Raw genomic sequence first — 23700 nt, 5'->3', positions numbered from 1 at the left:
TTAAACCTTGGCGCGACGCAGTTTGCTCAGATCGATGATCATTTCCTTGATGCCAACCACGAATCCGATGGCGGCCAAGGCCACGATGCTCAAGATGATCACCGTGTCGAGCAGCGAACGTGGATCGATCCAATCAGGCATGGCATGAACCGTGGGCTGATCTCGTATTAGCCAGAGCCGGATAAAATCCCAGCACGTAGCGCGAACGTTCAACACAAATCGTCAGACATGCACGACATCATTTGCCCTCACTGCAATACCGCCTTCAAGGTGGATGAGGCCGGGTATGCCGACATCCTCAAACAGGTGAGGGATCGTGAATTTGAACAGCAACTGAACAAGCGACTGGCCCTCGCCGAACAGGACAAACGCAATGCCATCGAGTTGGCCGTTGCCAAAAAAGACAGGGAAATGCAAACGCTTGAGGCACAACTCAAGCAAAGTGCAATCCATCAGGAACTGGCGATTAAAGATGCCGTGAACAAAGCGGAGAAGCAGCGTGATCGCATTGCCGCTGAGCTCCAGCAAATTCGTGAGCAGCAGGCGACAGAACTACGCCTGGCTGAAACCAAATTCGCCAAAGAAATGCAGGCGATGACGCTGCAAAAAGACAGTGAAGTGAGGGATTTGCAGGCGAAGCTCCAGGCTGGAGCCATGCAGCGCCAGCTGGCCGTGAATGAAGCGGTCAGTTCCGTGGAGAAGCAACGCGATGCACTTCAAAGCGGCTTGAAGGAAGCGGAACTGAAGCATCAACTGGAATCTCAATCACTGAAAGATCGCTACGAAGCCCAGCTCAGTGATCGGGATCAGGCCATTGAACGCTTGCGCGACATGAAGGCGCGGCTTTCCACCAAAATGGTGGGAGAAACCCTCGAGCAACACTGCGAAACCGAATTCAACAGGATTCGTGCAGCGGCGTTCCCCAAGGCCTATTTCGAAAAAGACAACGACGTGCGCAGTGGAAGCAAGGGTGACTACATCTTTCGCGACCAGGACGACCACAACAACGAAATCATCTCGATCATGTTTGAGATGAAAAATGAGGTTGATGCAACGGCCACCAAAAAGAAAAACGAAGACTTTCTCAAAGAGCTAAATAAAGACAGAAACGAAAAAAATTGCGAGTATGCGGTGCTAGTCTCCCTGCTGGAGCCTGAAAATGAGCTTTACAATTCAGGCATTGTTGATGTGTCTCATCGCTTCCCGAAGACCTACATCATTCGCCCACAATTCTTTATTCCATTCATCACATTGCTCCGCAATGCAGCCATGAAGTCTCTGGAATACAAAGCTGAACTGGCTCTGGTGAAGGCACAGAACATTGATGTCACTAATTTCGAGAACGACCTCGAAACCTTCAAATCAGCCTTCTCACGCAACTACGACCTCGCCTCCAGACGCTTCCAAACGGCAATCGATGAAATCGATAAGTCGATCGATCACCTCCAAAAAACCAAGGATGCCCTGATGGGTGCTGATCGAAACCTGAGGCTTGCCAATGACAAGGCACAGGATGTGACCGTTAAAAAGTTGACCCGACGCAATCCAACGATGGCAGCCAAGTTTGCTGACTTGAACAACGCTCCTGATCAGAAATCGGCCTGAGCCATGCCCTCCAGTCCACGCAACCGCATTGGCGAGATTTACGGCAAACTCACCGTGGTGCGCGCATCCGAACGGCGAACCAAAGCAGGAAACGCTTTTTGGTGGTGCCGCTGCAGCTGCGGGGCCGAGCGTGAAGTTCCCAGCGACAAGTTGTCGCTGAACACGGCTCGCCGCAAGCCCACCGTGAATGCCTGTGAAACCTGTTCCCGCGAACTTCAAATTGAAGGTGTTTATCGCAAAAACGATCGGGAGGAAAAACAACGCCGCCAAGCAGCGCTGGAAGCCAGATCACAGCTGAAGGGTCAAGTGCCTGATCGCTGGCTTTCTCTACCGCTCACCGATGCTCACGCTCGAGAACTGGGACAAAAACTCTTCTTCCGCGGCACAACTTGCCTGCGTGGACACCTCGCGCCCTACCGCATCAACGGCGGTTGTCAGGCTTGCTCCGGTCAAACCCCATCCGCGGCAAATTCGCCATCAACCAAGCCCAAAGGGTCATAACAGCGGCACCAAAGGCCATCATCGCCAGGAGCTTGGCTTCCATTCAGAGGAAATCGAAATCGTCTTCCGAATCACCGGAAAATGCATTCATCACGAGGGCAGAAAAGGGCACAAATACGGCTGCCATCACAAGTATTTCCACAGGCTTAAAAACAGCTGACTGAACTTAACTGGTTTGACTTTACAAAAAGTCATCAGCACTACCGTCCCGCTGGAGTGAGTTCAAATACTCATTTCTGATCCAGGCATAGGCATTTCACTCCGTTGTCAGCCCAGACGACCGAATCAGACTGAACTGAGTCGTAAAACGACGATGCCAAAGGTGCTGAAGGCGGCCTCAAAGACGATTCGCAATCTGCTCAAGCCGGCAACTCAACACAGCTTCTCCGAAGACCGGCTGCGCAACGACCGGCAGAGCTACATCGCGATGACGCGGGCACTGGTCGATGCCCAGCTCAAATGGCGTGATGCGGAGCTCAGCTCACGCCTCTGGAAAGACGTAGCCGACCGTGGCATGGATCGCGGCCGCCTGCTTCACCTCATCTACAGCGTTGACGCTCATCACGATGATGTAGCCCTGCAGAACGCCGATACGGCCTATCTGCAGCTGGTTGATCCCAGCGATCCCTGAGGCGGAACTGCTCTAGAGCTCAAACAGAGTGCCCAGCAGCATGGCGGGATGGGTTGACTCCCCTGCCGTGCTGCGTTCGAGCTGAACGGCCATCACGCAGTGGGCCATAAATCGAACGGCCGAAAGAACAGCCAGACCAATGCACAGGGGGCAGTGCGTGAGGGACAAGACAGAGGCCTGCCGGAGTGATGGACCCATCCCAAAGCAGAAGCCGGGAAGCGCCACGATCTCTTCAACAAGCGTCATGCAAGAGACCCATCCCACCCCGGGCAGGTGGTGGGGGATGGGGCAGAGGGCGGCTGGTAAGGTTGTAGTTTATTGCTCTCTTTCGGGGAACGGATGAGTCAGGTCACAGTCGGCGAAAACGAAGGTATTGAATCCGCGTTGCGTCGCTTCAAGCGCTCCGTCGCCAAAGCCGGCATCTTTTCTGATCTGCGTCGGATCCGTCACCACGAGACCCCCGTTGAGAAATACAAGCGCAAGCTGAAGCAGCGTTCACGCAACCGTCGTCGCTGAGCTCGCGCGACACGTCAGCTGCAAACGGGCCCGAGGGCCCGTTTTTTTGTGCCCATCCGTCGCCCTCTTCACGGTGCTCTTTTCACGGTGCGCTCTGGTTTTCGCCAGACTTCATAAATGCTTAAGAAGACCAAGACCAGCCAATGGTGTTAATCAATCCTTTTTGCCCGATCAGTGCGGCAAAAATCGCTGGCTTGAAGACCACCGTGGTCTTGCTGTTGGTGTTGTTGATGAAGTCGAAATTGCTGCGAATCAAGATGTCCCTCCTGGGATCTGTTCTTGGATTCGCCATGTTGGTGAGCTTCTTACTCACCACAGGCCTACTCACTGTGATTACTGGCGGAGCCGTTGCTTACGCCGCCATGCAAAACCGGAGCAACTGAGCCATGCGCAATCGTCTTCCTTTCTTGAGCGGACTTGCATTGGCAACCCTCGGAGTTTCAGGTCTTGCCGGCGGTGGTTTGCTTTGGAATTTTCAGGGCCGCACTCTGGGGCTTGGCAGCACGGTTACGGCATTGGTTCTGCTGGGAATCAGCTTTGTTCTGCTTCGGCCTGAACCACGACTTTCACCCGTTGAAGTCCCTGAAGCCAGCCAGCCGCTCAAATTCAAGGCACCACAGGCATCCTTCCTCGGCCTGATGCTGGCAATCCTCGGCACCTTCGGCATGGCGGGTTCCGGGTTGCTGTGGAATTTTCAGGGTTTGGCCTTTGGACTCACCGGCACCCTCACGGCCGCCGTTGCTCTTTTGCTGAGTCTGGTTTTTCTGTGGCCCCTCGGCACCTCCAAGGCCAAAACATCTCTCAAGACCGAGCCGGTGGAGACCACCGAAACTGTTTCTGAGAGCGCAGCTCCCGCACAAACCACAGCAGAAGCAATTGCCGAATTGCTGGCAGCCGAACAGCAGCAGCGCGCAGAGCTGACGTTGGTGAATTTCGCTCCGTTGAACCTGTTGCCGGGACAACGTGTGCCCACAAAGTTTCGTCGGGCAGGCAGTTCTCTTGGTCGTTATCGCTCAATGGCGAACGAGCTGTTCAAGAGCTGAAGTCTCTCCAGATATTGCGGATCTGTCGGTGCCAGGGGGTGATGTTGAGATCAGGGCGCTGAACATTCGACCTGGGTTCATCAACACTGAATCCAGCCTCTTCCATCTCCCTTCTCAGCCGACGGGTGATTGGGATGAGCGCGATTGAAAGCACCAAGGCTGCGAGAAGCAGAAAGGGGAGCAACGACATCAGCCAAATGGTGGCAATCACGGTGATTGCACCTGCCATGACCGTCTTAAGCCATCGCGGCAGGGTTCTGCTCTGTTGACCTGGAAGTTGCTTCATGGCTCAGGAGAGTCCGTTCACTCTTGAAAAAATCCGCTGGAGTTCACGTTGAAATGCTGTGGTACTGAGGGGTTCCCCCAAGCGCCTGCGTTGGTTGCGGCGAAGCACAGCTCCAATCCAACAAACCTGCAGAACAATCAACAGCGAAGCAATGATCAGAACCGGAGATTCAAGATCATTCCACTGCATCTGAGTTCAGTAACTGGATTGGGGCAGGGTGAAGCCCGACTGCATATGACCAACATCAAGCATCACGTAGGTGAGCCAAATCAACACTGCTGCAACACCAGCCCCTGCAGCAACCTTTGCCAGAGAACGGCCAATCATCTCGAGCAGGCTGACCTCTTTCATCGCGTTGATCCAACTTCGATGATTCTGACGCGTCTTTCGCCCGTACCGTCGCCAGCCATAAAAAAAGCCCCGCGATGGCGGGGCTTTTGAATCTGATCACACTGGTGTTCAGCGGCTGGCCACGGCTTCTTCCAGAACAGCGGCTTCGCCAGCGGCGAAATCCGTGTCTTCCGCAGCGGAAAACTGCATGTCGGGCTCAAGCCGACGGGCGATGAGCTCATCAATGGAAAAGACGCCTGGGCCGCAGGCGAGAACGGCCACGGCAGCCGCGAAATAAAGGCCAAGAAGCTCCAAGAGATAGATGTTGAAGCCCGCTGTGACGATGGCGTGATAAATGGCGACGGAGATGGTCCCGGCGACTGCCAAGGCTCCCATCCGCGTCAGCAACCCAGTAATCAACAGCCAGCTGCCGATCACCTCCGAGAACGCTGCAACGTAGGAGAGAAGGATCGGGAAGGGCAGATGCAGAGGGCGTACGAATGCATCTGCAAAATTCTCGATATTGGCGAGCTTTTCGTAACCGTGGTGAATCAGCAGCGCGCCGGTGAACACCCGAAGCAGGAGCAGACCGAGATCGCCAGCAATGGGGCGGGTCAGAATGGCGCGAATCACCACAGAACACATCGACTACACACAACTTAAATAAGTTGCGTGTAGTTACGCGGCTTCGCGCCAGGGCGGAGCAAGGAATGGGTACTTTTACTCAGTCGTCGTAGACCAGGCACTCGGGCTCATCGGGGTTCTGCTCGCAGAACAACTCAAGGGGTGAGGGGTCATGGGGATCATCAGGGAATTCCTTCTTGTGATCCAACAGCCACTGCAGCTCCTCCGTGAGATGACGCACCTTGCCTTCGTTGTGCTCAGACAGGGCCTTAAGGAACTCCTCCTGGTCCTTCTGGATGTGCTCGTCAATCGTTTTCATGACTGAAACTGTCATCTGGCTGACATTCGGTTGTTAGCGAAGACCACCCCGATCGATCAGTCGGTAGATCTACCTTTGTGGCCGAAACCACACAACAGATCCGCTCCGGGCCCCATCACGTCCTGTGACACCACAGTGGCCATTGGACGATGGCCGCAGGAAAGTCGGGTTGGCTGATGTTGAGTGGATGCAATCTTCCGAACGCAGCGTTCTGACGGGGCTGCTTGTCTTCGCCGTAGGAGTTGTGGTGGGAATCGGAATTGGCTCAGCCAGTGCTGTTGCCGCCCTGACCCAAGGCGCACCTGACGTTCTGCAGAGTTGGTCGGGGGTGGTTGCCCTGCCGTGAAGGTTGACGGGACAGGCTTTCCCGCCTATCAGAAGCGCAGATCGGGTGAGTCGCGCGATGCTGTCAGATGAGCGGCAGATTTTTAGCCGTGACAAAAAGCCCCTGCGCCAATTCCTGAAACGGCTTCAACGCTTTTTGTTCGGATAATCAACGCGTTCCAACACTGATATTCCCTGCGCCAATCAACTGTTCAAGCCGTGCAGTGAGTTTCCGTTCGGTTCGATCAAATTGCTCCTGATGGCCGGCCACATAGGCAAGCTCTTCACTGGTGATCACCTGGTGGGTGACGGCATCAAGGTAGATCTGAACCAGGGACATCCACAGCGGCATCAACCGAAGGCCATCCTGGCAACACTGGAACGCAAACGGTGAATCGGGCCACGCGGAACTGAGCTATGGATCGAGAGACCATTCAGAGCCTGATCAAGCAATGCAGCTTGGGGCTGTTCGATCTGGCCTGTGCCGTCAGCGGACACCCAAGCTGGGATCTCAATCTGCCTGTGGGAGTGATCGATGCACGACGCTCCAAACCAAAGCTGATAGTGAGTGCCATCGGCACGATCAACTCAACCCTGAAGGCCTCATCCACCATTGCCCACCCGTTGATGGTGCGGCTGTTCGAACGGTTCGAAGACGTGGGTCTGGAACAGGCGCTGACGGAAATGAAACGTGGTGAGGATGGGGAGGCGTTCTGCGAGGTCTGGCAGGCTTACAGGGATGAACGCCGTTGTGGTGATGCCCCGATGTGGAGCATCGAAGACGCCACAGCCTTTGTGGTGCAGTCCCGCGAGGCTCACGCTGATCGTGAAGTGGCCTGCGTCGCCATTCTCCCGGGGGATCCCCACCGCATCGTCACCTTTTCAGTTCCCATCGCCTTCCTGACACGAGATTGAGTGTCTCCGAACTGCTGATGCAAATCGCCCTGCTGGGCATCGCCATTGGCGCCAATGCCCTCTCGGCTCTGGCGGGAGGGGGAGCAGGACTGGTGCAACTGCCCGCCCTCATCCTTCTGGGCCTTCCTTTCTCCATGGCATTGGCCACCCACAAGGTGGCCAGTGTTGCGCTGGGGCTGGGAGCGAGTGGGCGTCATTGGCGTGCCAGCAGCCTTGACCTGAAACGCTCGGCGCTGGTGTTGGCGGCCGGTCTCCCAGGTGTGTTTGTGGGAGCCAGCATGGTTCTTGCGCTGCCCGATCAAGTGGCCACCGCGAGCCTTGGGCTGCTGACCCTGGGGCTGGGGGTTTATTCGGCTCGGAAACCAGATCTGGGGACGACAGATCAGCCCTACCCACTGACAGCCCGCACCGTTGGGCTTGGCAGCTGCGGGCTGTTCATCATTGGCGTTCTCAACGGTTCCCTCACCTCAGGCACAGGGTTGTTCGTCACCCTGTGGCTGGTGCGCTGGTTTGGGCTGAGCTACGCCAGAGCCGTTGCTCACACCCTGGTGCTGGTGGGCCTGGGGTGGAATGGCACCGGGGCGCTAGTGCTGGGTTTGAGCGGCGAAATCCGTTGGGACTGGCTTCCACAGCTGGTGCTGGGTTCACTGATCGGAGGCTTCCTGGGGGCCCACTATTCCCTGGTGAAAGGAAGCCGCCTAGTCAAAAAAGCGTTCGAGATCTTGGCGCTGCTGATGGGCGGATCACTCCTGATCCGCAGCCTCTGAATCGGCATCTGCAAGGAAACGCCCCGAAAACCGCGTGGCCAACACCACTGTTGCGGCCCCGTAGGCGATGAACGTCACCGCCTGACCAGAGCTGGCCGTCTCGTAAACCTCACCTGTCAGCAGCATCCAGTCCATCAAGGACGCCACCGTTCCCCAGATCACCACCCAGACGGACACGTAGGCAACACCGCGGAAGGTCCGATTCACAAGGCCATGGGTTGAGCGAACCCGACGCTAGGGGAAGTCGCTCGAACGAGGAAGGCCTGCGGCTCCCGTAATGTCGCTGATTGAACCGGTTGAGGGGATGCCGAAGAAACGCCGCAAGCTCAACAAAGAGATGGAAGCGGAGATGGCCGCTGCCAAGCGCAAGATTGAGCTGGTGGGCGCGCTGATCAACGACATCCGCGATGAAGACATCCAGGGTGAGTACCTCGGCGCCTTCACGCAAATCCGCAGCGCCGTGGTGAATCTGATCGCGAAGTACACAACGGACGGATTCTGCGAAGAAACCGAGGGTCTTCTGGCGCTGTACAAGGGCTTGATTGAGCAGTTTGAAGAGGAGTACGAGCTCTGAACAGGCACGAACGCAGCACAGCGTTTAGGTTCACTTGCCTTCGTGCCTTGCCATGGCTCTTCGAGAGACCAAACCCCAGGTGTCACCGCTGCGCCTCAAGATCACGGTGTTGATCGCCGGCTTCGGGCCCCTGGTCGCCATCGGCCTCTGGCTTCAGTCCAAGGGGTTTTTCAACTGACTCCATTCATCGATTCCTCGCCACGGCTGGACTTCTCGGCCTCGGCCTGGTTCCCAGCGTGAGCTGGGCCGAAACCATGACAGCTCAGGTAGGCGCCGATTTCTGATGACAACACCCATGCTTCACCCTCCGCTGGACGCAGAACAGATCCGTGCCCTGTTCACCAAGCCCTACGGCACGCCAGGCCCCACAGCTGCGCAGTGGAAGGCCGTCTATGCCAGTGACGTGCATTTCACCGATCCAACCCAGGAACGGCAGGGCATTGACGCCTACATCCTTGCCCAGGATGGTCTGATGCAGCGCTGTGATGACGTGTTCCTGGAAACGGAATCGGTGGTGGTGAACGGTGAAACAGCCTTTGTTGAATGGCGCATGGGCCTCAAGATCAAAGGGATTGAGTTCATCTACCCCGGGGCGACCCGGCTCCGCTTCAATTCAGATGGAAAGATCGGGGACCACCGCGATTATTTCGATTTCGTCGGCCCCACGTTTGCTCCAGTGCCCGTGATTGGTGGAATGGTGCGCTGGCTCTACAAACGCTTCGTTGCCTGAACCACGGCCCCATGGCCATCTGTTGATCGGCCCCCCGGGCAGCGGCAAGACCACCCTCGCCACGATCCTCGCTCCGCTGCTCCCTGCACGGGTGATCGCCAATGACGCCCTGAGGGAACAGCTCTGGGGAGACGCGAATGTGCAGGGGCCTTGGTCTGAATTGGAACCGCATCTGCATGGCGCCATCGACCGCGCCATCGCCGATGGCGACAACGTGCTGGTGGATGCAACCCATGCACAACTCAACTGGCGCCAAGGGTTGATGCAGCGAAGCATGGGGGGCCAGCACCTGCCATGGACCGGCTGGTGGTTGCAGACACCGTTGGATCAGTGCCTGGCCTGGAACCGCAGCCGCCAACGGTGCGTTCCAGAGGCCGTGATTCGTGCGATGCACCTGAGCCTGAACAGCCCCCCCAACAGGCCCGACCTCAGCGAAGGATTCGCAAGCTTGATCCGCCTCAATCCCGCCGCCCCCCAGCTCAGCGATCAGATCAACCGAGCCCTCCAAACCATCCTTGACCCCTTGCCATGAAGAAAGGTGAGTAGGTCATGCACCCCCTTCGGAGTCCCATCAACGTGATCCCAACGGCACAAGTGTCATGACACTCGGCGAACTCTTTCTCGAAGCCATGTCCACCGGCGTGATCACCAACGGTGAGATGGCGTGGGTGACCGCCCGCCAAGATCAATTCACACGAACTGAGGAGGCTGTCGCCCAACGGCTGGGCCGGTTGATCGACGAAGGCACGATTCAACTGGGTTGTCGCATGCCCATGGCCTGATTGAAGGCCTAGTGATGGTGCTTGCGTCGCCGCGAATGACGACGCATCCGCTTCACCAAACGGCCGCTGACGGAGCGGCTTTCAGCACATTCGAGCTGATTCCAACGCCATCCCAGCCAGGACAGCACCACGACGATGGCAAGGGCGATCAACAAACCCACGGGGACAACGGCTTAAGAGAACAACGCAGGAACCAAAGCTGCTGGAGCCCAGTTCTCTTCCATCGTTAATGCAACAGGTTGCGATGCAGTCCAGCCAGGCCTGAACCGACTCAATGCGTTGTACAGCGGCCAACGCAGCGCTGTCGCTGCTTCCCTGCTCAGCCGTGAAAGGAGCAGGTTTCAGCGCTGACCGTCCTGGTCAAGGCTGAACTCAAGCAACGCTGCCGTGAGCAAGGTCTTCATCGACTGCAGGGCCTCCTGCTCTCTGGGATCTGGCCCTCCGGGCCATTTCTCAAGGTGAAAGCTCACCGAGCGGTGGAGCAGGCGAACAGCTTCAAGGTCCAGATCGAACTGGAGGGTGGGGCGAGGCTCACTCATGACTCCATTCTCACCAACACCACGTTGACAACCAAAAGGACTGCGAGTAGTACATAGCTACCAATAAGACGCGTATGGGCTTCGTCAACGCTCCGCCGCCAAGCGCCTGGCCACCGATGGGATCAGGGCTACTCCGACCGAGCCGGTCCCTCATGGTGTGCCTCACCTGCCAGCACTTTCAGCACACCCTTGCTGAGGCGGGGGTCACCCAGCCAGCCTGTGCACACCACCAACAGCGCATCCCCCAGGGAGCACACCTCACACACCGCTGCCATTAATGGATGCAACGGCTGGAGAAGCAGATCGGATGGTGCCCTGAAGGGGCCTGATACACCGCCCAACCTTCACAGCGAACACAGCAACAAAAAGCCCCCTCCGAGGAGGGGGCTTTCCGATTCAGTTGATCTGAATCGTTTTGGCTGTTCCAAAAGGAACAGGTTGATTCCAGATCAACCGATGGCAGGAGCCTGCAGAGCCACAGGAGTGGACTCAGCAGCAGCCAGGTCGAGGGGGAAGTTGTGAGCGTTGCGCTCGTGCTGCACTTCCATGCCGAGGTTGGCGCGGTTCAGCACATCAGCCCAGGTGTTCAGGACGCGGCCCTGACTATCCAGGATGGACTGGTTGAAGTTGAAGCCGTTCAGGTTGAAGGCCATGGTGCTGATGCCCATGGACGTGAACCAGATGCCGACAACAGGCCAGGCGCCCAGGAAGAAGTGAAGGCTACGGCTGTTGTTGAAGGAGGCGTATTGGAAGATCAGGCGACCGAAGTAACCGTGGGCAGCCACGATGTTGTAGGTCTCTTCCTCTTGGCCGAACTTGTAGCCGTAGTTCTGGGACTCGCTCTCGGTGGTTTCACGCACCAGGGAGGAGGTCACCAGGGAGCCGTGCATGGCGGAGAACAAGCTGCCGCCGAAAACACCTGCGACGCCCAGCATGTGGAAGGGGTGCATCAGGATGTTGTGCTCAGCCTGGAACACCAACATGAAGTTGAAGGTGCCAGAAATGCCCAGGGGCATGCCATCAGAGAAGGAACCCTGACCGAAGGGGTACACCAGGAAAACAGCCATCGCTGCAGACAGCGGAGCGCTGTAGGCGACGCAGATCCAGGGGCGCATGCCCAGGCGGTAGGAGAGTTCCCACTGACGACCCATGTAGGCGGAAATGCCGATCAGGAAGTGGAAGCAGACCAACTGATAAGGGCCGCCGTTGTACAGCCACTCATCGAGGGAAGCAGCTTCCCAGATGGGGTAGAAGTGCAGGCCAATGGCGTTTGAAGACGGAATAACAGCACCGGAGATGATGTTGTTGCCGTAGATCAAGGAGCCAGCGACGGGCTCGCGGATGCCATCGATATCAACCGGGGGAGCGGCGATAAAGGCAATGGTGAAGCAGATGGTGGCCGCCAGGAGGCAGGGAATCATCAGCACGCCGAACCAACCCACATAGATGCGGTTGTTGGTGTCGGTCACCCACTGACAAAAGGCTTCCCAATTGCTCTGGCGTCCGCTGCGAATTGCGGTGGACATGGAAGAAAAGAAGACGGATGAACCTCTCCCTCAAAAAAGGGATAGGTGGATCAAGTGTATGGACGGAACGTTCCGTTACATGACAACTCAACAATCAGAATCAGGTCTCAAAAAAACTTCATTAAGCGCTTTACTAAGCATTCATGAAGTTGCATGAAGTAGCCACTCGCGGGATTGCTGAACGAAGCCATTCCAATTCACCCGTTCCTCCTCTGCAGCCCGAGCCACCAACAACGGTGCCTGCTGCTTCAACGCCACAAGATCAAGCTCGTCAACGCCGGCATTGATCGCCAGCCAATCCGCCATGGAGCGTCCCACCACACGGGTGAGGTAAGCAGCACTGAGGGCCTGCATTGAACCGGCGATCAGCCAGCTCCCCCCATCCAGCTTGGCCAGCCCAAGCAAGGTCTGTCCGGTCCACTCCACCACGCCCTGGGCGAGGGCCACCCGAGCCAGCTGCGCCGCAGCTTCCCTCAGCACATCCGGTTGAAGCGATGTTCCCCAGATCTCTCCCATCTCCTTGATCATCAAACCGTTCGCCACCGCCACGGCCAGAAGATCAAGGCTGGCGATGGGGGAGGCCATCACCGACCCGGCCACCAGCCACTGGGTGCGCTGCTGGATCTGCAGAAAGCGTTCGCGCCGAAGCGATTCGAGGTCACGCTGCCAACGGCGATGCAAGTCCGCCAGGAGTCGCGGACGCGTCTCCAACGCAGCCTGTTTCAGCGAACGGCGCAACGGTGCCAGTGCAGTGCGCAGCTGCATCGAAGACTCCTGAACCAAAATCCGCTCACGCCAGCGCTCGGGAAGGTCATCCCGAACAGCCGCGACGGCATCGGTGGATGCGTCCTTCGCGTCGGTCGACACAAGCAGCCAGGCCGGCTGATCGTCCGGCACCTGCTGCAGCCAGAGCAGATCTGAAGCCAGCAGAGGCGTCTGCAGGCAGAACAGAATCAGATCCTGATCCAGCAGGCCGCCGGGCCAGGAACGGCTGCCGTCGTCGGTGGTCAGGGGATGGCAGAGCGACAGCGTCACCGGCGCCGGGCCAGCAAGAGAGCTGCTGAGGTCTGCCTCATTCGGTCCCTGAGAGCCCCCCAAGGCGACCATTGCCATGCGCACAGGACCGAAGCGGTCCAGCACCCGTTTCAGTTCAGCGCGACGGGCCAGATCGGCAGAGGATTGCTGCTCGAAACGTGCGAATTGATCCAGCACCTCCTGGCACCGAGCGATCCATCCATCAAGAGAGACCGGCGCCGCAAACCGCGGCTGACTTGGCTTGCGGCCAAGCCAGATCACAACGCCACCGGCGGCCAGCAGACCCAGCCCCCCGCCGGGAACATGCATCACATCACTGATCAGCCACTGTCCAGCAAGCAGACCAGCTCCAGCCAGAGCCAACGGCCGCAGCAGCGACGACGGTGGCATCACCAGGTCTGGCCATGAAGCCGGGAGTTTCAACAGAACGGCTGCTGTAGCAGTGGCCCTTCTTAGCTCAACCCACCACCTGACACCAGAACTTCAGGCCAGAAACACGAGTTCTCCATAAGTTGGGAACAGGCCGGAGTCAGCCGTGACACACAGTCATCCCAATGCGATGGTCGACAACCGCCGGGGGGTGCGCAGGGTTCTGATGGTGGCCCTGGGCCTGAACATCAGCATGTCGCTGCTGAAGCTTCTGGTGGGGGCCATGAGTGGTTCCCTGGCGGTGATCGCTGATGGCATGCACAGCGCCACCGATGCGTTGTCCAGCCTCACGGGACTGGTCACCAACAAACTGTCTGATCCGCGCCCCGACAGGGATCACCCCTACGGCCACCGCAAATACGAGGCGGTGGGAGCCCTGGGCATCGCTGGTTTCATCCTGTTCACAGCCCTTGAGATCCTGCTGCGTTCAGGGGAAAGGCTGCTCGAGGGCCTGCCACCGATCCGGGTGACCAGCCAGGAGCTGGTGCTCCTCACGCTGGTGCTGGGGTTCAACCTCCTGCTGGCGGGGTATGAGTTGCGGGAAGGTCGGCGGCTGAACAGCAACCTGCTCAAAGCGGATGCTCAACATGCGGCGAGCGACGTTTGGACCACCGTGGTGGTGCTGGTGGGCATGGCCGGGGCGGTGTGGCTGCAGGTGAGCTGGCTCGACGTTGCGCTGGCCATCCCCATGGCACTCCTGCTGATCCGTGTGTGCTGGCAGGTGCTGCGCGGAACCTTGCCCTGGCTGGTGGACCACATGGCGGTTGCACCTGAAGCCATCTATGCCGAAGCGATGGCCACCGCCGGTGTCTTGAACTGCCACGACATCGCCAGCCGGGGCGTACCGGGCCAGCAGGTGTTCATCGAAATGCATATGGTTGTCGACGCAGACGACCTCACCAAGGCGCACCGGATCACCGAAGAGGTGGAAGAGCGCTTGGACGAAAGTTTCGGGCCGGTGCGGTGCACCATCCATCTGGAACCCAAGGACTACGTGGAGGACGGGATCACCTACACCGGCGCCCATGGCTGAGGTCGACACCACAACCCAGGCGCTGGCTGGACTGACCGAGCGTCAGCAGCGGGGGCTGATTGAGGTGCTCGATGAAGTCCGTCGTGCCGAGAGCTGGTCGTGGCAACTGCCGGTGTTGCTGCGGGAGCGGTGCTGGCTGCGGCTGTCTCGAACTCCCCTGACCGAGCTGCATCGTTGGCTCCCTCCGGATGGGCGTGATGAAGCCCCGGAACTGGTGCATTACCGGCGGTTGCTGCAGCAGGGGATGGATCCACTGTTGGCCCAACAGAGCTGCTGGCGGGAGTTCGGCATCGAGGACTGCCAAAGAGCGCTGCAGGACTACTGGAACAGTCGTGACACGGCCATCCACGGTTGGACAGCCGAGCGGTACCGACAACTGGTGAGCAGCTATCGCGAACGGATTGAACGGGGGATCACGGTGGTTCCGATGCTGGTACTGGCTCGGAAGAACAGCGTTGAATGCCACCAGCTGCTCTGGATCACCGAAAACACCCCGGTGATGCGTCACACTTGCGCCTGATTCCAGGCCATGGGCCATGAGTGATTCCTACAGCGATCCCCAACAACAGGCGGGACAGGGAGACGGCGGCCGAGATGGTCAGCGCAGTCGTGGCAACCGTGGTGGCGGCCGTGAAGGCGGAGGCTTCCGGATTCGCCTGAGTGACAACGAAATGCGCTCAGCCCGGGCCCTGCAGGAGGCCTTCAATCTCCGCTCGACCGTGGCTGTGCTGGGTTTCGCGGTCCGCAGCCTTGGCCAAATGCTGGAGGACGGCCAACTGGACGCTCTGATCGAACAGCAGAAAAATCAGCCTGCCCGAGGCGGCCGGCGTGATGGTGCTGGTCGTGACGGTGGTGGTCGTGGCCGCCGCTTTGACGATGAGCGTGATGGCCGCGGATCCCGTCCGAATCCCTTTGCCCGACCGGCCAAACCCCAGCCGGAGGCTGCAGCTGAACCGGTTGCCGAGCCGGAGGCCGAACCAGTGGCGGAGCCGGTGGTGGAGTCAGAAGCAACCTCCACCGACGACACCAACACCGCAGCAACCGAGGCCTGATTGATGAGCCGGCCAAGGGTTCTTTCCGGGGTGCAACCGACCGGAGCACTGCACCTCGGCAATTGGCTGGGTGCCATCCGCAATTGGGTTGATCTGCAGGAGACCCACGACACCTTTGTATGTGTTGTGGATCTCCATGCCATCACCGTTCCCCATGACCCCAGCCGCCTGGCTGAGGACACCCGTTCCACAGCAGCGCTTTACCTGGCCTGTGGCATGGACCCCAAACGCTGTTCGGTGTTTGTGCAGAGCCAGGTGGCAGCCCACAGCGAACTGTGCTGGTTGCTGAATTGCGTCACGCCGCTCAACTGGCTGGAGCGAATGATTCAGTTCAAGGAGAAAGCGGTGAAGCAGGGGGACAACGTCTCCGTGGGCCTGCTGGACTATCCGGTGTTGATGGCCGCCGACATCCTTCTCTACGACGCTGACCTGGTGCCCGTCGGTGAGGACCAGAAGCAGCATCTGGAGCTGGCGCGCGACATCGCCCAGCAGCGCATCAATGCCCGTTTCGGCGGCAAGGACACGCCGGTGCTCAAAGTGCCCAAACCGCTGATCCTCAAGGAGGGAGCCCGGGTGATGAGCCTGACGGATGGTCGCAGCAAGATGAGCAAGAGCGATCCCAACGAGGGGAGTCGCATCACGCTTTTGGACCCTCCGGAGCTGATCACCAAAAAGATCAAACGCGCCAAGACCGATCCAGAGCGTGGCCTCGAATTCGGCAACCCCGATCGACCGGAAACCGACAACCTGCTTGGGATCTACGCAATCCTGAGCGGCAAGGGGCGGGAGCAGGCCGCCACTGAATGCGCCGAGATGGGTTGGGGACAGTTCAAGCCGCTGCTGGCCGAAGCCACCGTGAGCGCGCTGGAGCCCATCCAGGCCCGCTACCGGGAGCTATTGCAGGACCCCACAGAGCTCGATCAGGTGCTGAGAACAGGCCGTGAGAAGGCCGAAACCGTGGCCAACGCCACGCTTGAACGGGTTCGGGATGCCTTGGGTTTCGCCCGGCCAGCCTGATCAGCAACAAAGAGAAGCATTAGCTGATCTTATCAATGCGACGGCCATGGGCTCAAGCCATGGCCCCTGAGGCTTGAGGGAGACAACGTCAGCCGCAGACGCGAGCCTCGCAAGACTCTCAGTCTTCTCTCAGCTGCATATACACAGCACAGACAACGCGTCAACCCCTCAGGCGCCGATCTCGCGTCCAGGCCTCGTGGGCCAGCACTGTGATCGTCCACCTGATTGCTCTGCGTGCATCGCCTTTTTTATGTGTTCAGCCCAGCCACACGTTGGAGCCGGCCTGTCGTCGGTGCAGCCCTGACCGCAGGATTGGTGCTGTCCGCAGGAGCCAAACAGCCGCTCCAGAACGCAGAGTCGCCCGCAGAACAGGTTGAGCAAAGCGCCACCAGCAGCCGCAACACCAGCAGCCGCGCCACCCTGTCCACCGGCAAGGAGGGTGGTCGTTACGAGCTGACACCTGAGCGTCGCGCCCTGCTCAACACCATTCGCTACGCCGAGGGCACCTGGAAAGACGGTGAAGACAAGGGCTACCGGATCATGTACGGCGGCGGGCAGTTTCAGGACCTCTCACGTCATCCCGAGCGGGTGATCGTGAAGCGCTACTCCAGCGCCGCAGCGGGGGCCTATCAATTCCTGCCCAAGACCTGGAAGGGCGTGGCGAAGGAGCTCAAGCTGTCCAGCTTCGAGCCCAGGCACCAGGACCAAGCCGCTCTGCACCTTGTTGAGCGTCGCGGTGCTCTCAAGGAAATTGACCGGAAAGGGCTGACCAGAAACGCCATGGCGAAGCTGGCTCCCGAATGGGCATCCTTCCCCACCTGGACCGGCCGCTCCGCCTACGGTCAACCGGTGAAGAGCCCTCAGGACCTGGCGAGCTTCTACAGCAGCAACCTGCGCCAGCTGCGCAATCAGCTCGGGGCCTGAGGCGAACGGTTCGACCCCAACCTCGCGGCCAGGCCCCACACCTCGGTGACCAAGCCGTGCCAAGGGTTCATCACCTCCATCGAGACCGCCATGGGCTGCGTTGATGCAGCCACAAGGGAGCGTGTTGCAGCAATGGCCTTCTTGCCCTCCTGCAGCCGCTCCTGCATGCGTCGGCGCTCCTGCAACGGCATCACCTCCTCCGGACAGGCCTGCAGAAGCTCCTCACCGCGCTGAAACCAGTGCTCGAAGTCATCGAGCAGGGATGCCAGCAACTCATCCAGCAGTGCGCCAGCTTCCTGATTGGTTGACTCACCCACCTGATGCCCTCGGGTCTCGCCCATAGGATGGCGGGCCCTGAACCTGAACCGGTGAGCAGCGCTGCAGCAACCACCCCAGCCCCTTCAGCACCGGTGGTTCTGCCCAAGACCAGCGAAAGCGATCAACTGCTGAAGATTCGCCACTCCATGAGCCATGTGATGGCCATGGCTGTGCAGCAGTTGTTTCCCAAGGCGCGCGTCACCATCGGCCCCTGGACGGAAACAGGTTTCTATTACGACTTCGACAATCCCGATCCCTTCACCGAGGCCGACCTGAAGGCCATCAAGAAGGGGATGATCAAAATCATCAACAAGAAGCTGCCTCTCGAACGCGTCGAGGTGAGCCGCAACGAGGCCGAGGAAAAAATCAAAGCCCAGAACGAGCCCTACAAGCTCGAGATTCTTGAAGGACTGCAGGAGCCGATCACCCTCTACACCCTTGGTGAGGACTGGTGGGACCTCTGTGCTGGCCCCCACGTGGACCACACCGGCCAACTCAATGCCAAGGCCTTCGAGCTGGAAAGCGTGGCAGGCGCTTACTGGCGAGGCGATGAAACCAAAGCGCAGCTGCAACGCATCTACGGCACGGCCTGGGAAACCCCAGAACAGCTGGCGGAACACAAACGTCGCAAGGAAGAAGCGCTTCGCCGCGACCATCGCCGCATCGGCAAAGACCTCGACCTCTTCTCGATCGAGGACGAGGCCGGGTCTGGTCTGGTGTTCTGGCACCCCCGCGGTGCTCGCATGCGCCTGTTAATCGAGGAGTTCTGGCGCCAGGCCCACTTCGAGGGCGGATACGAGCTCCTTTACACCCCCCACGTTGCGGACATCAGCCTCTGGAAGACCTCAGGCCACCTCGACTTCTACGCCGAGAGCATGTTCGGCCCAATGGAGGTGGACGAACGGGAGTACCAGCTCAAGCCGATGAACTGCCCGTTCCACGTGCTCACCTACGCCAGCAAACTGCGCAGCTACCGGGAACTGCCGATCCGCTGGGCGGAGCTTGGAACGGTGTATCGCTACGAGCGGCCCGGTGTGATGCACGGTCTGATGCGGGTGCGGGGCTTCACCCAGGACGATGCCCATGTGTTCTGCCTGCCGGAGCAGATCAGCGACGAGATTCTGAAGATCCTCGATCTCACCGAACGGATTCTCTCCGCCTTCGATTTCAGCAGTTACGAGATCAACCTCTCCACCCGCCCCGAGAAGTCCATCGGCGATGACGCCGTCTGGGACCTGGCCACCAAGGGACTGATTGAAGCCCTGGAGCGCAAGGGTTGGGCCTACAAAATCGATGAGGGCGGCGGTGCGTTCTACGGCCCGAAAATCGACCTCAAGATCGAAGACGCCATCGGCCGGATGTGGCAGTGCTCCACGATCCAACTGGATTTCAATCTGCCGGAGCGGTTCGAGCTCGACTACATCGCCGCCGACGGCAGCAAGCAGCGGCCGATCATGATCCATCGCGCCATCTTCGGTTCGCTGGAGCGGTTCTTCGGGATCATGACCGAGAACTACTCCGGCGATTACCCCTTCTGGCTGGCCCCCGAGCAAGTGCGTCTGCTGCCGGTCACCGACGAGGTGCAGCCCTACGCCGAACAGGTGTTGGACCAACTCACAAAAGCTGGTGTTCGCGCCACGATCGACCGCAGCGGTGAGCGGCTCGGCAAGCTGATCCGCACCGGCGAACAGATGAAGATCCCCGTGCTGGCGGTTATCGGTGCCAAGGAAGCGGAGCAGAACGCCGTGAGCCTTCGCAGCCGACGGGACGGTGACCTCGGGCTCACAGCGGTGGCCGACCTTCTCAGTGCTGCCCAGATGGCCAACAGCGAGCGCGCCGCGGGCCTGGAGCTGAACCGATGACGGATACCCCTGTGCAGCACCTGGCCGATCTCGCGCGGCTGCGGGGAGCGCCGGAGTTGGCTCCCCAGATCAGAAACGAGCTGCGAGGAGAACTCGATCAGGCGATGGCCCAGGCCAGCTGGTTCACCATCGGCGTCATGGCCCCGTCCAGGGAGCAGGCCCTTACAGCGCTTCGCAGCCTCGAGCAAAGCCAACAGTGGGAGCCGCTGGAGCTCGTCGACAGCCCCGAGGAGCAGGGCCCTGTTTTCCTGAAAGCCAATCAGAAGGGGGGCATGATCCGCATTCGGATCGAGCACGGCCTTGGCGAAGGAATTCTGATCAGTGGCCACGGTGACGACGACACCACGCCAAGCACCACCTGGGGACCGCTTCCACTGGACTTCTTCTCCTGAGCCAACCACGCTGGTAGGAATTGCCGCAGCCCTGGATGGCCACCAGCACACTCCTGGCGGGGGACATGGGAGGCACTAAGACTCTGCTTGCTCTCTACGGGAGTGAGGCGGGCCAGCTGCGCCTGCTGCATCAGGAACGCTTCCGCTCGGGAGAATGGCCATCCCTTGAGCCGATGCTCGAAGCCTTCCTCAACAATCGCCCCGCCGATCTCCCGGCTCCAGCGCATGCGTGCATCGCCGTTGCCGGTCCGGTGCGACACAGGGAGGCCACGATCACCAACCTGCCCTGGCGGTTGCGGGAGGCCGACCTGGCGCGGGCTGCTGGCATGGAACAGCTCGAGCTGGTGAATGATTTCGGCGTGCTGATTTACGGGCTGCCCCATTTCGACAGCCATCAGCAGGTGATCCTTCAGAAGGGCCACCAAGACAAGGGCCCCCTGGCCATTCTTGGGGCAGGCACCGGTCTCGGCATGGCGCGAGGCCTGCAGAGCGAACAGGGACTGGTGGCCCTGGCGAGCGAAGGAGGGCACCGCGAATTTGCTCCGCGCAACGAAGCGGAATGGGAGCTGGCCTGCTGGCTCAAACAAGACCTCGGCGTCAGCCGCCTTTCGATCGAACGCATCGTGAGTGGCACCGGCCTGGGGCATGTGGCCCACTGGCTGCTTCAGAAACCCGATGCCGCTATGCACCCCCTGCGCAGCGTGGCTGAGGCTTGGCGGCGCAACAGCTCCAACGATCTTCCCGCTCAGGTGAGCGTTGCCGCTGAAGGGGGTGATCCCTTGATGCAACGCGCCCTACAGCTTTGGCTGGAGGCCTATGGCTCAGCGGCAGGCGATCTTGCCCTTCAGGAACTCTGCACAGGAGGCCTCTGGGTTGGCGGGGGCACCGCATCAAAACAATTGAAAGGACTGAAATCCGCCAGCTTTCTCAATGCGATGCGCAACAAGGGACGCTTCCGCGAACTGATCGAAGGGATGCAGGTCACAGCGGTGATCGATCCCGATGCCGGACTGTTCAGTGCAGCCTGTCGCGCCCGGATGCTGGCGGAGTCAGGTGGGACACTGGCCTGAGCAGAGGATCAGCGATGGCGCAGCCGCGCATCGGTCAGAAAGTGGTCGTGGACGTCCCGGCAACCACCGCCAATCTCGGCCCTGGATTTGACTGCCTCGGTGCAGCCCTTGATCTGAACAACCGCTTCGCGATGCGGCGGATCGAAGGGGGCGGTGAACGATTTGAGCTGATTATTGAGGGAACTGAAGGCAGTCACCTCCGGGGTGGGCCGGAGAACCTCGTTTACCGAGCGGCCCAACGGGTGTGGAAAGCGGCTGGGCTGGAACCCGTCGCCCTTGAGGCACGGGTGCGTCTTGCCGTGCCGCCGGCACGGGGGCTGGGCAGCAGTGCCACGGCGATCGTGGCGGGATTGATGGGAGCCAATGCCCTCGTCGGGGAGCCTCTCTCCAAGGAGAAGCTGCTGGAGCTGGCCATCGATATCGAAGGTCACCCGGACAACGTTGTGCCCTCCCTTCTGGGGGGCCTCTGCATGACCGCCAAGGCCGCCTCTCAGCGCTGGCGCGTGGTGCGTTGCGAATGGACGCCGAGCGTGAAGGCCGTCGTGGCGATTCCATCGATTCGCCTGAGCACAAGCGAAGCCCGCCGGGCCATGCCCAAGGCCATCCCCGTTGGCGACGCTGTGGTCAACCTGGGTGCCCTGACACTGCTGCTGCAAGGGCTGCGCACCGGCAATGGTGATCTGATCTCCGACGGCATGCACGATCGCTTGCACGAGCCTTACCGCTGGCGCCTGATCAAAGGCGGCGACCAGGTCAAACAGGCCGCCATGGACGCGGGAGCCTGGGGTTGCGCCATCAGCGGAGCTGGACCAAGCGTCATGGCTCTGTGCGAGGAAGACAAAGGCTCAGCCGTCAGCCGAGCCATGGTCAAAGCCTGGGAAGCTGCCGGGGTCGCCAGCCGCGCGCCGGTGCTGAATTTGCAGACCTCAGGCAGCCACTGGCAACCGGCCGACGATGAGTAGATCCACCTAAACAGGGCATTCAGCCCTGTTAGCTTTGTTAAAGATTGCGGACACGGAATGGATGCTGGGTTAGCAGAGCTTGCTGTCTCGGGCAGTCCCTTCCCTTGGTTGTCGCTGATTGTGCTGTTGCCGGCGGCAGCTGCTCTGGTGCTGCCGCTGGTTCCGAGCAGCGAAGAGAAGCCATCCCCCGCGCCCAAGATCATCACCCTGGTCGTCCTTCTGGTCGATCTTCTTTTGATGATGGGGGTGTTTGCCACCCTCTTCGACCCCAGCACTGAAGGTCTGCAGCTGGTGGAGCGGGTGAGCTGGCTCCCAGCACTCGGCCTCGAATGGTCCCTTGGTGTGGATGGTCTTTCAGCACCTCTTGTGGTGCTCAGCGGCCTGGTCACGTTCCTGTCAGTGGCGGCCAGCTGGTCGGTTCAGCGCAAATCACGGCTGTACTTCGCCCTGATGCTTGTTCAGGCCTCAGCCCAGGGCCTGGTGTTTCTGTCGCAAGACTTCCTGCTCTTCTTCCTGGCCTGGGAGCTGGAACTGGTTCCCGTTTACCTGCTGATTGCCATCTGGGGCGGACAGAACCGCCAGTACGCCGCCACCAAATTCATCCTTTACACGGCCCTGGCCTCTCTGCTGATCCTGATCAGCGGCCTGGCACTGGCCCTCTCCGGTGACACGTTCACCTTCAACATCACGGAACTGGCGGCCCGTTCCCCCGGCGGCAGCTTCGGCCTGTTGTGTTACTTGGGCTTCCTGATTGGCTTCGGCGTGAAACTGCCGATGTTCCCTCTCCACACCTGGCTGCCCGATGCCCACGGTGAGGCCAACGCTCCGGTGTCGATGCTGCTGGCCGGGGTGCTCCTCAAGATGGGCGGCTACGCCCTGCTGCGCTTCAACGTGCAGATGCTTCCTGAAGCGCACGCCACCCTGGCGCCAGCCCTGGTGATCCTTGGGATCGTGAACATCGTTTACGGCGCGCTCAATGCCTTCGCCCAGGACAACGTGAAACGCAGGATTGCCTGCAGTTCCGTGAGCCACATGGGCTTTGTGCTGGTGGGGATCGGTGCCGTTGATGCCCTGGGAATCAGCGGAGCCATGCTCCAGATGGTGAGCCATGGCCTGATCGCAGCCGCGATGTTCTTCGTGACGGGCGTGTTCTACGAGCGAACCAAGACCCTCTCGATCCCAAACATGGGCGGACTGGCCAAGGCGCTACCCATCACGTTTGCCTTCTTCCTGGCCAGCTCCCTGGCGTCGCTGGCCCTGCCGGGCATGAGTGGCTTCATTAGTGAAATCACCGTGTTCCTTGGCATCACCAGCCAGGAAGCCTTCACGTCCGTGTTCCGATCGATCACCGTTCTGCTGGCCGCCATCGGACTGGTGCTCACACCGATTTATCTGCTCTCCATGTGCCGACGGGTGTTCTTTGGCCCCAGGATTCCGGCCCTTGCGAGCGTGGCTGACATGCGCCCCAGGGAGCTGGTGATTGGCCTGAGCCTGCTGGTGCCAACCCTGGTGATCGGCATCTGGCCCCGCATTGCCATGGACCTCTACGAAGCTTCCACCAACGCTCTGGCCCTGCAGTTCATTGCCAGCTGAG

37 protein-coding genes are annotated in these 23700 nt (G+C 59.8%); 24 read left to right on the top strand and 13 right to left on the bottom strand.

What is annotated here, in order from left to right:
* Entirely contained in the window at window positions 1-141 is a 141-nt protein-coding gene (locus tag DXY03_RS12035; protein ID WP_170950583.1) for a hypothetical protein, read from the bottom strand.
* An 87-nt stretch (window positions 142-228) separates the two neighbouring features.
* On the opposite strand from DXY03_RS12035, the gene DXY03_RS01885 reads away from it, so the two are divergent.
* The 3 genes from DXY03_RS01885 to DXY03_RS01875 all read left to right on the top strand — a co-directional run bounded on the left by DXY03_RS01885 (window position 229) and on the right by DXY03_RS01875 (window position 2737).
* On the top strand, window positions 229-1605 hold the full coding sequence (locus DXY03_RS01885) for a DUF2130 domain-containing protein (protein ID WP_115008877.1): 1377 nt from the start codon (window positions 229-231) through the stop codon (window positions 1603-1605).
* Window positions 1606-1608: 3 nt separating this feature from the next.
* Window positions 1609-2106: an early protein (E6) gene (locus tag DXY03_RS12560; protein WP_115008876.1), complete on the top strand. Its 498-nt coding sequence runs from the start codon at window positions 1609-1611 to the stop codon at window positions 2104-2106.
* A gap of 313 nt (window positions 2107-2419) precedes the next feature.
* A complete protein-coding gene (locus DXY03_RS01875) occupies window positions 2420-2737 on the top strand; it encodes a hypothetical protein (protein ID WP_115008875.1) in 318 nt (105 codons plus the stop codon).
* Window positions 2738-2749: 12 nt separating this feature from the next.
* Here the strand turns inward: DXY03_RS01875 and DXY03_RS01870 are convergent, their stop codons facing one another.
* Window positions 2750-2983, bottom strand: coding sequence for a hypothetical protein (locus DXY03_RS01870; protein WP_115008874.1), 234 nt, complete (start codon window positions 2981-2983; stop codon window positions 2750-2752).
* Window positions 2984-3076: 93 nt separating this feature from the next.
* Here DXY03_RS01870 and rpsU point away from each other — a divergent pair, with 93 nt between their 5' ends.
* The 3 genes from rpsU (at window position 3077) to DXY03_RS01855 (ending at window position 4296) form a co-directional block, all read left to right on the top strand.
* Window positions 3077-3253, top strand: coding sequence for a 30S ribosomal protein S21 (gene rpsU / locus DXY03_RS01865; RefSeq protein ID WP_009790002.1), 177 nt, complete (start codon window positions 3077-3079; stop codon window positions 3251-3253).
* A 143-nt stretch (window positions 3254-3396) separates the two neighbouring features.
* Window positions 3397-3636, top strand: a complete 240-nt coding sequence (locus DXY03_RS12555) for a hypothetical protein (RefSeq protein ID WP_114988968.1) — start codon at window positions 3397-3399, stop codon at window positions 3634-3636.
* Window positions 3637-3660: 24 nt separating this feature from the next.
* Window positions 3661-4296, top strand: a complete 636-nt coding sequence (locus DXY03_RS01855) for a hypothetical protein (RefSeq protein ID WP_244272200.1) — start codon at window positions 3661-3663, stop codon at window positions 4294-4296.
* Window positions 4297-4777: 481 nt separating this feature from the next.
* On the opposite strand, the gene DXY03_RS12020 is transcribed toward DXY03_RS01855, so the two are convergent.
* From DXY03_RS12020 to DXY03_RS01835, 3 genes are all read right to left on the bottom strand, one after another.
* A complete protein-coding gene (locus DXY03_RS12020; RefSeq protein WP_006850963.1) occupies window positions 4778-4933 on the bottom strand; it encodes a hypothetical protein in 156 nt (51 codons plus the stop codon).
* Between the two features lie 108 nt (window positions 4934-5041).
* The gene (locus DXY03_RS01840; protein ID WP_250397550.1) at window positions 5042-5545 is read right to left on the bottom strand and encodes a DoxX family protein; all 504 of its coding nucleotides are present in this window, start codon (window positions 5543-5545) and stop codon (window positions 5042-5044) included.
* 91 nt (window positions 5546-5636) lie between these two features.
* Window positions 5637-5855: a CP12 domain-containing protein gene (locus tag DXY03_RS01835; protein ID WP_006852050.1), complete on the bottom strand. Its 219-nt coding sequence runs from the start codon at window positions 5853-5855 to the stop codon at window positions 5637-5639.
* Window positions 5856-6042: 187 nt separating this feature from the next.
* Between DXY03_RS01835 and DXY03_RS12015 the strand changes: the two genes are divergently transcribed.
* Complete coding sequence (locus DXY03_RS12015) at window positions 6043-6201, top strand: hypothetical protein (protein WP_170951937.1); 159 nt, start codon at window positions 6043-6045, stop codon at window positions 6199-6201.
* A 147-nt stretch (window positions 6202-6348) separates the two neighbouring features.
* Here DXY03_RS12015 and DXY03_RS01830 read toward each other — a convergent pair whose 3' ends face one another.
* Window positions 6349-6519, bottom strand: coding sequence for a hypothetical protein (locus tag DXY03_RS01830; protein ID WP_244272198.1), 171 nt, complete (start codon window positions 6517-6519; stop codon window positions 6349-6351).
* 77 nt (window positions 6520-6596) lie between these two features.
* Between DXY03_RS01830 and DXY03_RS01825 the strand changes: the two genes are divergently transcribed.
* Window positions 6597-7094, top strand: a complete 498-nt coding sequence (locus tag DXY03_RS01825) for a hypothetical protein (RefSeq protein ID WP_115008870.1) — start codon at window positions 6597-6599, stop codon at window positions 7092-7094.
* A 17-nt stretch (window positions 7095-7111) separates the two neighbouring features.
* Window positions 7112-7861: a sulfite exporter TauE/SafE family protein gene (locus tag DXY03_RS01820; protein ID WP_115009248.1), complete on the top strand. Its 750-nt coding sequence runs from the start codon at window positions 7112-7114 to the stop codon at window positions 7859-7861.
* Here the strand turns inward: DXY03_RS01820 and DXY03_RS01815 are convergent.
* Complete coding sequence (locus tag DXY03_RS01815; protein ID WP_115008869.1) at window positions 7838-8068, bottom strand: hypothetical protein; 231 nt, start codon at window positions 8066-8068, stop codon at window positions 7838-7840. The genes DXY03_RS01820 and DXY03_RS01815 overlap by 24 nt on opposite strands.
* Before the next feature lie 97 nt (window positions 8069-8165).
* Here DXY03_RS01815 and DXY03_RS01810 point away from each other — a divergent pair, with 97 nt between their 5' ends.
* From DXY03_RS01810 to DXY03_RS01795, 5 genes are all read left to right on the top strand, one after another.
* Window positions 8166-8435 carry a hypothetical protein gene (locus tag DXY03_RS01810; RefSeq protein WP_006850218.1) on the top strand — a complete coding sequence of 90 codons (270 nt, stop codon included), beginning with the start codon at window positions 8166-8168 and terminating at the stop codon, window positions 8433-8435.
* 52 nt (window positions 8436-8487) lie between these two features.
* Entirely contained in the window at window positions 8488-8613 is a 126-nt protein-coding gene (locus DXY03_RS12675; protein ID WP_006850359.1) for a hypothetical protein, read from the top strand.
* A 117-nt stretch (window positions 8614-8730) separates the two neighbouring features.
* Window positions 8731-9165 carry a nuclear transport factor 2 family protein gene (locus DXY03_RS01805; protein ID WP_115008868.1) on the top strand — a complete coding sequence of 145 codons (435 nt, stop codon included), beginning with the start codon at window positions 8731-8733 and terminating at the stop codon, window positions 9163-9165.
* The gene (locus DXY03_RS01800; RefSeq protein WP_115008867.1) at window positions 9158-9697 is read left to right on the top strand and encodes an ATP-binding protein; all 540 of its coding nucleotides are present in this window, start codon (window positions 9158-9160) and stop codon (window positions 9695-9697) included. Before DXY03_RS01805 ends, DXY03_RS01800 begins: the two co-directional genes overlap by 8 nt.
* Before the next feature lie 67 nt (window positions 9698-9764).
* Window positions 9765-9947, top strand: a complete 183-nt coding sequence (locus tag DXY03_RS01795) for a hypothetical protein (RefSeq protein WP_041434599.1) — start codon at window positions 9765-9767, stop codon at window positions 9945-9947.
* An 8-nt stretch (window positions 9948-9955) separates the two neighbouring features.
* Here DXY03_RS01795 and DXY03_RS12010 read toward each other — a convergent pair whose 3' ends face one another.
* From DXY03_RS12010 to DXY03_RS01775, 5 genes are all read right to left on the bottom strand, one after another.
* Window positions 9956-10108, bottom strand: a complete 153-nt coding sequence (locus DXY03_RS12010; RefSeq protein ID WP_206749713.1) for a hypothetical protein — start codon at window positions 10106-10108, stop codon at window positions 9956-9958.
* Between the two features lie 180 nt (window positions 10109-10288).
* Window positions 10289-10486, bottom strand: coding sequence for a hypothetical protein (locus DXY03_RS01790; protein WP_006851951.1), 198 nt, complete (start codon window positions 10484-10486; stop codon window positions 10289-10291).
* Window positions 10487-10614: 128 nt separating this feature from the next.
* Entirely contained in the window at window positions 10615-10761 is a 147-nt protein-coding gene (locus tag DXY03_RS12005) for a hypothetical protein (RefSeq protein ID WP_206749712.1), read from the bottom strand.
* Between the two features lie 174 nt (window positions 10762-10935).
* Window positions 10936-12012, bottom strand: coding sequence for a photosystem II q(b) protein (gene psbA, locus DXY03_RS01780; protein ID WP_115008865.1), 1077 nt, complete (start codon window positions 12010-12012; stop codon window positions 10936-10938).
* A gap of 141 nt (window positions 12013-12153) precedes the next feature.
* Window positions 12154-13437 carry a YcjF family protein gene (locus DXY03_RS01775; RefSeq protein ID WP_115009247.1) on the bottom strand — a complete coding sequence of 428 codons (1284 nt, stop codon included), beginning with the start codon at window positions 13435-13437 and terminating at the stop codon, window positions 12154-12156.
* A 169-nt stretch (window positions 13438-13606) separates the two neighbouring features.
* Between DXY03_RS01775 and DXY03_RS01770 the strand changes: the two genes are divergently transcribed.
* The 5 genes from DXY03_RS01770 to DXY03_RS01750 all read left to right on the top strand — a co-directional run bounded on the left by DXY03_RS01770 (window position 13607) and on the right by DXY03_RS01750 (window position 17502).
* The gene (locus DXY03_RS01770; protein WP_115008864.1) at window positions 13607-14509 is read left to right on the top strand and encodes a cation diffusion facilitator family transporter; all 903 of its coding nucleotides are present in this window, start codon (window positions 13607-13609) and stop codon (window positions 14507-14509) included.
* Window positions 14502-15029, top strand: a complete 528-nt coding sequence (locus DXY03_RS01765) for a hypothetical protein (protein WP_115008863.1) — start codon at window positions 14502-14504, stop codon at window positions 15027-15029. Before DXY03_RS01770 ends, DXY03_RS01765 begins: the two co-directional genes overlap by 8 nt.
* Window positions 15030-15045: 16 nt before the next feature.
* The gene (locus DXY03_RS01760) at window positions 15046-15561 is read left to right on the top strand and encodes a hypothetical protein (protein WP_115008862.1); all 516 of its coding nucleotides are present in this window, start codon (window positions 15046-15048) and stop codon (window positions 15559-15561) included.
* A gap of 3 nt (window positions 15562-15564) precedes the next feature.
* Window positions 15565-16578, top strand: coding sequence for a tryptophan--tRNA ligase (gene trpS / locus DXY03_RS01755; protein ID WP_115008861.1), 1014 nt, complete (start codon window positions 15565-15567; stop codon window positions 16576-16578).
* Between the two features lie 234 nt (window positions 16579-16812).
* Window positions 16813-17502: a glycoside hydrolase family 104 protein gene (locus tag DXY03_RS01750; RefSeq protein WP_244272196.1), complete on the top strand. Its 690-nt coding sequence runs from the start codon at window positions 16813-16815 to the stop codon at window positions 17500-17502.
* Here the strand turns inward: DXY03_RS01750 and DXY03_RS01745 are convergent.
* Window positions 17487-17843: a DUF2605 family protein gene (locus DXY03_RS01745; RefSeq protein WP_115008860.1), complete on the bottom strand. Its 357-nt coding sequence runs from the start codon at window positions 17841-17843 to the stop codon at window positions 17487-17489. The genes DXY03_RS01750 and DXY03_RS01745 overlap by 16 nt on opposite strands.
* 3 nt (window positions 17844-17846) lie before the next feature.
* On the opposite strand from DXY03_RS01745, the gene thrS reads away from it, so the two are divergent.
* From thrS to DXY03_RS01720, 5 genes are read left to right on the top strand one after another with little or no spacing between them, the layout of a single operon-like run.
* Complete coding sequence (thrS, locus tag DXY03_RS01740) at window positions 17847-19682, top strand: threonine--tRNA ligase (RefSeq protein ID WP_115008859.1); 1836 nt, start codon at window positions 17847-17849, stop codon at window positions 19680-19682.
* Window positions 19679-20074, top strand: coding sequence for a DUF1824 family protein (locus tag DXY03_RS01735; protein ID WP_115008858.1), 396 nt, complete (start codon window positions 19679-19681; stop codon window positions 20072-20074). Before thrS ends, DXY03_RS01735 begins: the two co-directional genes overlap by 4 nt.
* Window positions 20075-20109: 35 nt before the next feature.
* Complete coding sequence (locus tag DXY03_RS01730; RefSeq protein ID WP_115008857.1) at window positions 20110-21144, top strand: glucokinase; 1035 nt, start codon at window positions 20110-20112, stop codon at window positions 21142-21144.
* Between the two features lie 14 nt (window positions 21145-21158).
* Window positions 21159-22106, top strand: a complete 948-nt coding sequence (thrB, locus tag DXY03_RS01725; protein WP_115008856.1) for a homoserine kinase — start codon at window positions 21159-21161, stop codon at window positions 22104-22106.
* A gap of 57 nt (window positions 22107-22163) precedes the next feature.
* Window positions 22164-23699 (top strand): NAD(P)H-quinone oxidoreductase subunit 4, encoded by a 1536-nt coding sequence (locus tag DXY03_RS01720; protein ID WP_115008855.1) that lies wholly within the window; start codon window positions 22164-22166, stop codon window positions 23697-23699.
* The last annotated feature ends 1 nt before the right edge of the window (window position 23700 follow it).

Origin of the sequence: Synechococcus sp. N5 (assembly GCF_900473925.1) — a bacterium.
Taxonomy (GTDB): Bacteria; Cyanobacteriota; Cyanobacteriia; order PCC-6307; family Cyanobiaceae; genus Parasynechococcus.
The sequence above is the reverse complement of the archived record's forward strand: the minus strand, read 5'-3'. Positions and strand labels throughout refer to the sequence as shown.

Coding starts and splice junctions, on each gene's coding strand:
- DXY03_RS01770 (WP_115008864.1), top strand. CDS start 13,607: ATGGTCGACAACCGCCGGGGGGTGCGCAGGGTTCTGATGGTGGCCCTG.
- rpsU (WP_009790002.1), top strand. CDS start 3,077: ATGAGTCAGGTCACAGTCGGCGAAAACGAAGGTATTGAATCCGCGTTG.
- DXY03_RS12020 (WP_006850963.1), bottom strand. CDS start 4,933: ATGAAAGAGGTCAGCCTGCTCGAGATGATTGGCCGTTCTCTGGCAAAG.
- DXY03_RS01775 (WP_115009247.1), bottom strand. CDS start 13,437: ATGCCACCGTCGTCGCTGCTGCGGCCGTTGGCTCTGGCTGGAGCTGGT.
- thrB (WP_115008856.1), top strand. CDS start 21,159: ATGGCGCAGCCGCGCATCGGTCAGAAAGTGGTCGTGGACGTCCCGGCA.
- DXY03_RS12560 (WP_115008876.1), top strand. CDS start 1,609: ATGCCCTCCAGTCCACGCAACCGCATTGGCGAGATTTACGGCAAACTC.
- DXY03_RS01795 (WP_041434599.1), top strand. CDS start 9,765: ATGACACTCGGCGAACTCTTTCTCGAAGCCATGTCCACCGGCGTGATC.
- DXY03_RS01835 (WP_006852050.1), bottom strand. CDS start 5,855: ATGAAAACGATTGACGAGCACATCCAGAAGGACCAGGAGGAGTTCCTT.
- DXY03_RS01735 (WP_115008858.1), top strand. CDS start 19,679: ATGACGGATACCCCTGTGCAGCACCTGGCCGATCTCGCGCGGCTGCGG.
- DXY03_RS01790 (WP_006851951.1), bottom strand. CDS start 10,486: ATGAGTGAGCCTCGCCCCACCCTCCAGTTCGATCTGGACCTTGAAGCT.
- thrS (WP_115008859.1), top strand. CDS start 17,847: ATGGCGGGCCCTGAACCTGAACCGGTGAGCAGCGCTGCAGCAACCACC.
- DXY03_RS01805 (WP_115008868.1), top strand. CDS start 8,731: ATGCTTCACCCTCCGCTGGACGCAGAACAGATCCGTGCCCTGTTCACC.
- DXY03_RS01760 (WP_115008862.1), top strand. CDS start 15,046: ATGAGTGATTCCTACAGCGATCCCCAACAACAGGCGGGACAGGGAGAC.
- DXY03_RS01745 (WP_115008860.1), bottom strand. CDS start 17,843: ATGGGCGAGACCCGAGGGCATCAGGTGGGTGAGTCAACCAATCAGGAA.
- trpS (WP_115008861.1), top strand. CDS start 15,565: ATGAGCCGGCCAAGGGTTCTTTCCGGGGTGCAACCGACCGGAGCACTG.
- DXY03_RS12555 (WP_114988968.1), top strand. CDS start 3,397: ATGGTGTTAATCAATCCTTTTTGCCCGATCAGTGCGGCAAAAATCGCT.
- DXY03_RS01720 (WP_115008855.1), top strand. CDS start 22,164: ATGGATGCTGGGTTAGCAGAGCTTGCTGTCTCGGGCAGTCCCTTCCCT.
- DXY03_RS01830 (WP_244272198.1), bottom strand. CDS start 6,519: ATGTCCCTGGTTCAGATCTACCTTGATGCCGTCACCCACCAGGTGATC.
- DXY03_RS01730 (WP_115008857.1), top strand. CDS start 20,110: ATGGCCACCAGCACACTCCTGGCGGGGGACATGGGAGGCACTAAGACT.
- DXY03_RS01810 (WP_006850218.1), top strand. CDS start 8,166: ATGCCGAAGAAACGCCGCAAGCTCAACAAAGAGATGGAAGCGGAGATG.
- DXY03_RS01820 (WP_115009248.1), top strand. CDS start 7,112: ATGCAAATCGCCCTGCTGGGCATCGCCATTGGCGCCAATGCCCTCTCG.
- DXY03_RS01825 (WP_115008870.1), top strand. CDS start 6,597: ATGGATCGAGAGACCATTCAGAGCCTGATCAAGCAATGCAGCTTGGGG.
- DXY03_RS12005 (WP_206749712.1), bottom strand. CDS start 10,761: ATGGCAGCGGTGTGTGAGGTGTGCTCCCTGGGGGATGCGCTGTTGGTG.
- DXY03_RS01765 (WP_115008863.1), top strand. CDS start 14,502: ATGGCTGAGGTCGACACCACAACCCAGGCGCTGGCTGGACTGACCGAG.
- DXY03_RS01875 (WP_115008875.1), top strand. CDS start 2,420: ATGCCAAAGGTGCTGAAGGCGGCCTCAAAGACGATTCGCAATCTGCTC.
- DXY03_RS12675 (WP_006850359.1), top strand. CDS start 8,488: ATGGCTCTTCGAGAGACCAAACCCCAGGTGTCACCGCTGCGCCTCAAG.
- psbA (WP_115008865.1), bottom strand. CDS start 12,012: ATGTCCACCGCAATTCGCAGCGGACGCCAGAGCAATTGGGAAGCCTTT.
- DXY03_RS01870 (WP_115008874.1), bottom strand. CDS start 2,983: ATGACGCTTGTTGAAGAGATCGTGGCGCTTCCCGGCTTCTGCTTTGGG.
- DXY03_RS01885 (WP_115008877.1), top strand. CDS start 229: ATGCACGACATCATTTGCCCTCACTGCAATACCGCCTTCAAGGTGGAT.
- DXY03_RS12015 (WP_170951937.1), top strand. CDS start 6,043: ATGCAATCTTCCGAACGCAGCGTTCTGACGGGGCTGCTTGTCTTCGCC.
- DXY03_RS12035 (WP_170950583.1), bottom strand. CDS start 141: ATGCCTGATTGGATCGATCCACGTTCGCTGCTCGACACGGTGATCATC.